The 5,650-nt window shown below is 71.9% G+C and carries 4 protein-coding genes; all 4 read left to right on the top strand.

Going from position 1 to position 5,650, the window contains the following annotated elements; translation table 11 throughout:
- Positions 1-130 precede the first annotated feature (130 nt).
- Entirely contained in the window at positions 131-2,077 is a 1,947-nt protein-coding gene (shc, locus tag L0H79_RS20140; RefSeq protein WP_301486425.1) for a squalene--hopene cyclase, read from the top strand.
- On the top strand, positions 2,074-3,579 hold the full coding sequence (ispH, locus tag L0H79_RS20145) for a 4-hydroxy-3-methylbut-2-enyl diphosphate reductase (RefSeq protein ID WP_301486426.1): 1,506 nt from the start codon (positions 2,074-2,076) through the stop codon (positions 3,577-3,579). Before shc ends, ispH begins: the two co-directional genes overlap by 4 nt.
- The gene (gene hpnH / locus L0H79_RS20150) at positions 3,576-4,583 is read left to right on the top strand and encodes an adenosyl-hopene transferase HpnH (protein WP_301486427.1); all 1,008 of its coding nucleotides are present in this window, start codon (positions 3,576-3,578) and stop codon (positions 4,581-4,583) included. Before ispH ends, hpnH begins: the two co-directional genes overlap by 4 nt.
- Positions 4,584-4,766: 183 nt before the next feature.
- Entirely contained in the window at positions 4,767-5,240 is a 474-nt protein-coding gene (locus L0H79_RS20155; RefSeq protein WP_301486428.1) for a hypothetical protein, read from the top strand.
- Positions 5,241-5,650 lie beyond the last annotated feature (410 nt).

A 5,650-nucleotide genomic window follows, 5' to 3' on the forward strand; every position in this document is an offset into this window, starting at 1 on the left:
CCGTGCGGCCGCCGAGCTCGGCGCCGCACTCGCCGTCCTCGCCTCCGCCTTCGCCGCGGACGAGCGCGCAGCACCCTTGTCCGCCATGGCGACTCGACTCGCCGGACGGGACCGTTGAGAGGACCTCGGGATGACCATGCAAGCTGACCGGGACGCCCCGACCGAGCCGTCCGGCGCGTCGGCCGACCGCGCCGCACTCGACCGGGCGGTGGCCCGGCTGCGGGCCCTGCAGCACCCCGACGGGTGGTGGAAGGGCGAGCTCGAGACGAACGTCACGATGGAGGCCGAGGACCTGCTCATGCGAGAGTTCCTCGGCATCCGCGGCGAGCGCGAGACGGAGTGGACCGCGCGCTGGATCCGCAGCAGGCAACGACCGGACGGGTCGTGGGCCACCTTCCATGGCGGGCCGCCCGATCTGTCGACGACCGTCGAGGCCTACCTCGCGCTGCGCCTGGCCGGCGATCTCGCCGAGGCACCGCACCTGCTCCGCGCCCGCGAGGTCATCCGGGCCCTCGGCGGCCTCGAACGTTCCCGCGTCTTCACCCGGATCTGGCTCGCCCTCGTCGGACTCTGGCCGTGGGACCGGCTGCCCGCCGTGCCCGTCGAGCAGATCCTGCTACCGGACCGGTTCCCGTTGTCCGTCTACGACTTCGCGTGCTGGGCGCGCCAGACCATCGTGCCCATCGCGGTGCTGGTCGCCTTGCGTCCCCAGGTCCCGGTCGCCTTCACCATCGACGAGCTGTATGCCGCCCACCCGGCCGCGTCGGGCCGGTCGGCTCCCTCCGTGGCGGGCTCAGCGGCATACGAACCCTCGAGACGGGAGCGGACGCGGGCGCTGTTCGGCACCGGGCTGGGCCGCGCACTGCGCAGCTTCGACCAGCACCACCCGCACCGCCTGCGCCGGCGCGCGTTGCGCCGCGCCGAGGCGTGGATCATCGAGCGGCAGGAGGCCGACGGCTCCTGGGGCGGGATCCAGCCGCCCTGGGTCTACTCGCTCATGGCGCTGCATGCGCTCGGACGGCCGGTCGACGACCCGGTCATCCGGCTCGGGCTCGAGGGCTGGCAGCGGTTCACCGTCGAGCAGCCCGGACCGGACGGCCCGGTCCGTCGCCTCGAGGCGTGCCAGTCCCCCGTCTGGGACACCGCCCTGGCGCTCGTCGCGCTCGGTGACGCCGGGTTGACGGGTGAGGACCCGATGGTCGCGCGCGCGGTGGACTGGATCGCCCGCGAGGAGATCGGTGCCCGCGGCGACTGGGCCGTGCGCCGGCCCGACCTCGCCGCGGGCGGCTGGGCGTTCGAGTTCGACAACGACCTGTACCCCGATGTCGACGACACCGCCGAGGTGGTGCTCGGTCTGCACCGGGTCGGCGCGGGAGGCACCCCGGGTGCGGAGCGTGGGATCGCCTGGGTCCTGGGGATGCAGTGCCGGGACGGCGGCTGGGCGGCGTTCGACGCGGAGAACACCAGCACCCTGCCCCTTGCTCTGCCGTTCTGCGACTTCGGGGCCGTCACCGACCCACCGAGCGCCGACGTCACGGCCCACGTCGTCGAGATGCTGGCCCTGACCGGGCGCGGGCACACCGAGGCCGCGCTCGCGGGACGGGACTGGTTGCTGCGTGAGCAGGAGGCGGACGGCTCGTGGTTCGGGCGGTGGGGCGCCAACCACGTCTACGGCACGGGGGCGGTCCTGCCGGCGCTCATCGCCGTCGGCGTGCGCCGCTACGAGCAGCCGATCCGCCGCGCCGTCGCCTGGCTGGAGGAGGCCCAGAACGCCGACGGCGGCTGGGGCGAGGACCTGCGCTCCTACCGCGACGAGTCACAGCGGGGGCGGGGCACCTCGACCGCCTCGCAGACCGCGTGGGCCCTGCTCGCGCTGCTCGCCGCCGGGGAGGCCGGCTCCAGTGCAGTCGGTCGCGGCATCCGGTGGCTGGTCGAGCACCAGCGGGACGACGGCGGCTGGGACGAGCCCGAGTACACCGGCACCGGCTTCCCGGGGGACTTCTACATCAACTACCACCTGTACCGGCTGGTCTTCCCGGTCAGCGCGCTGGCGCGCTACCTGCGGAGCGCGTCATGACGGCACCCCTGCTCGTCTGCGTCCCGTCCGGGCGGGAGGCCGCGCACCTGCGTCGCGCCCCCAGCGCACCGCCGGTGGCCCGCACCGGGGTCGGGCCGCTGGCCTCGGCCCGCGCCGCGGCCAGCCCGCGGGTCCGTCATGCGGACGCCCTGGCGGTCGTCGGCATCGGCGCGGGCGTGGCGCCCGAGCTGGCTCCCGGTGACGTCGTCGTCGCATCGGAGGTCCGGCCTCCCCACGGCGCGCCGCTACGCTGCCCGAGTGCCCCCCTGTTGGCCGGGGCCCTGCGCGGGCAGGGCCTGCCGGTCCGCGTCGGGCCGGTCGCGAGTGTGGCGCATGTGGTGACCAGCCGGGACCGCCGGTCGCTCGCGGCAGCCGGGGTGCTGGCGGCCGACATGGAGTCGGCCTGGCTGCTGCGTCCGGCGCAGGCCGGGGCGCAGGCGGTCATCCGGGTGGTCGCGGACCCGGCCGGCGAGCCGCTACTGCGTCCGGGGACCCTCGGACACATCCGCCGGGCGCTGCGAACACTGCCGGAGCTTGCGGTGGCGCTCAACTCGTGGGGTGGCGCCGCTGGCCCCCACCGGGTCCTACTGGCCGGGCCCCGGTCCTTCTGCGCCGGAGTGGTCCGAGCCATCGAGGTCGTCGACCGGGCCCTGGACCAACGTGGCGCTCCGATCTACGTCCGCCGACAGATCGTGCACAACAGTCACGTCGTGCGCAGGCTCGAGGACCGCGGTGCGATCTTCGTCGAGGAGCTCGACGAGGTGCCGAGCGGCGCCACGGTGATCTTCTCGGCGCACGGCGTCGCGCCGCAGGTCCGGGCGCAGGCACACCGACGCGGGCTCGAGGTCATCGACGCGACCTGCCCGCTCGTGGCGAAGGTGCACGCCGAGGTCCGCCGCTTCGCCGATGACGGGGACACGGTCATCTTCATCGGCCACCACGGACACGAGGAGGCCGTCGGCACGATGGGCGAGCGGCCGGGCTCCGCCGTGCTCGTACAGGACGTCGAGGAGGCCGAGCGCGTCGAGGTGCCCGACCCTGCGCGGGTCAGCTACCTCGTCCAGACCACCCTCGCGGCCGACGAGGTGGGCGGCATCGTCGAGGTGCTGCGGCGGCGCTTCCCGAAGCTGCAGGCGCCGCCCTCCGACGACATCTGCTACGCGACGACGAACCGGCAGCTCGCCCTGCGCGAGGTGAGCCGCGAGGCGCAGCTCGTCCTGGTCGTGGGATCGGCGAACTCCTCGAACTCACAGCGACTGGTGGAGACGGCACAGCGACTCGGCGTGCCCGCCCACCTCATCGACGACGTCGACGGCCTCGACCTGGGGTGGCTCGCCGACGTGAGGACCGTCGGTCTCACGGCCGGCGCCTCGGCCCCCCAGGAACTCGTCGACGAGGTCGTCACCGCGATCGGGGGCCTGGGCCCCCTCGAGGTGACCGAGGCACGTCTCGTCGAGGAGAACGTCCATTTCAACGTGCCCAAGGAGGTCCGAACGTCATGACGATGCCATTTCGGCAGAGCGTCAGAATCGCCGCCTATCTCGCGGCCCAGAAGCTGCACCACCGGGACAAGTTCCCGCTCCTGCTGGAGCTGGAGCCCCTCTTCGCCTGCAACCTGGCGTGTGCCGGCTGCGGCAAGATCCAGCAACCGGCCGACCAGCTGCGGCGCCGGATGCCGGTCGAGCAGGCCCTCGCGGCCGTCGAGGAGTGCGGCGCCCCGATGGTCTCGATCGCCGGCGGCGAACCGCTCATGCACCCTCAGATCGACAAGATCGCGAACGAGCTCGTGGCCCGCAAGAAGTTCGTCTTCCTGTGCACCAACGCGCTCCTGCTGCGCAAGTGGTGGGACCGCTTCGACTTCAAGCCCTCGCCCTACTTCGCCTTCACGGTCCACATCGACGGACTGCGGGAGCGCCATGACGCCTCGGTGCAGCAGGAGGGAGTCTTCGACGAGGCCATCGAGGCCGTCCACTGGCTCAAGGAGCGCGGGTTCCGGGTCACCTCGAACAGCACGTTCTTCACGACCGACTCTCCGCAGTCGGTCATCGACGTGCTCAACTACCTCAACGACGACCTCCAGGTCGACCAGATGATGATCTCGCCGGCCTACGCCTACGAGAAGGCTCCCGACCAGGAGCACTTCCTCGGCGTGCAGGAGACCCGCGAGCTGTTCCGCAAGGTCTTCGCCGACGGCAACCGGAAGAAGTGGCGCCTGAACCACTCTCCCCTCTTCCTCGACTTCCTCGAGGGCAAGGTGGACTTCCCGTGCACGGCGTGGGGCATCCCCAGCTACTCGCTCTACGGGTGGCAGCGTCCGTGCTACCTGATGAACGACGGCTACACGAAGACCTACCAGGAGCTCGTCGAGACGACCGACTGGGACAAGTACGGCCGCGGTCGCGACCCGCGCTGCGCGAACTGCATGGCGCACTGCGGCTACGAGCCGACGGCGGTCCTGGCGACGATGGGCTCGCTCAAGCAGTCACTTCGCGCAATGCGTCCCTGACCCCGTCGAGTGGGCACGACTTTCCCTCGACCGGGCACGACTTTCCCTCGACCGAGCACCACCTGCCAGTCGATGGGCAGGGACTGCGGCTATGTCGGCGCCGTAGCCGGTCTCAGAAGGTAGCGACCCCACAGCGGTGGCGGAGCGACTGCCTGAAGGGGCCGGTCTGGGCGACAATGTGGGATGGCAGCCGAGCCCGAGCCCGTAGCCGTCACGGCGCCGCGCCCACGACGAGGACCGGTCCGCGGCTGGGTCCGTGACCACCCGGCCGACGTCGTCGATCTGTTCGTCTACGTCGTCGTGCTCAACCTCGCCATCGAGTACGTTCCTGCGGTCATCAGCGAGGGCTTCACCCTCTCGCTGCTGACGGCGCTCCTGCTGAAGATCGCGCTCGAGGTTGTGCGGTTCTTCAAGGGTCGCATTCTGGCCCGGTTTCGGGCCGCGACCACGCGCGGCCCCAAGGTGGCGGCCGGTCTCGCGTTGTGGGTGGTCGCGGCCGGCAGCAAGTTCGTGGTGCTCGAGCTCGTCGCCCTCATCTTCGGCGACGCGGTCAGCCTGGGCGGCTTCATCCCGGTCACGCTTCTCGTCGTCGTCCTGCTCCTGTCCCGCAGCGCTGTCCGACTCCTGCTCATCGGCCCCACGGATGCGGACGTCTGAGGGTGATCGGGCCGACCCAGCAGCCCTCAGGTCGCTCCGCCGACCCGGACCACCCGTCACGTAGCCACTCATGTCGCGCGTTATGTGTCGCCCCGCCGACCCGGGCCACCCGTCACGTCGCCACTCATGTCGCGCGTTATGTGTCGCCCCGCCGACCCGGGCCACCCGTCACGTCGCCACTCATGTCGCAGGCTTGCGACTGGCCGTGCTCAGGTTGCGTGGCCGGTGCGACATGACCCGCGATCTGACCCGGCCCGCGCGACCTGACCCGCGACCGGACCCCGCAGGTAGGACGGGTGAACGCCAAGGCTCAGGCTCGGCCTCCGGAACGCCTCAGGACGCTTGGGGGAAGACCGACCTCGGTGTCGCCGTGACAGGCGCTCGATAGCCGCTCTGTCGGGCCGCAAGGT

This window comes from Intrasporangium sp. (assembly GCF_030452765.1).
Lineage (GTDB): Bacteria > Actinomycetota > Actinomycetes > Actinomycetales > Dermatophilaceae > Intrasporangium_A.

Excerpts from the sequence above, each read along its gene's own strand:
- ispH (WP_301486426.1), top strand. The coding sequence starts at position 2,074 with ATGACGGCACCCCTGCTCGTCTGCGTCCCGTCCGGGCGGGAGGCCGCG.
- L0H79_RS20155 (WP_301486428.1), top strand. The coding sequence starts at position 4,767 with ATGGCAGCCGAGCCCGAGCCCGTAGCCGTCACGGCGCCGCGCCCACGA.
- shc (WP_301486425.1), top strand. The coding sequence starts at position 131 with ATGACCATGCAAGCTGACCGGGACGCCCCGACCGAGCCGTCCGGCGCG.
- hpnH (WP_301486427.1), top strand. The coding sequence starts at position 3,576 with ATGACGATGCCATTTCGGCAGAGCGTCAGAATCGCCGCCTATCTCGCG.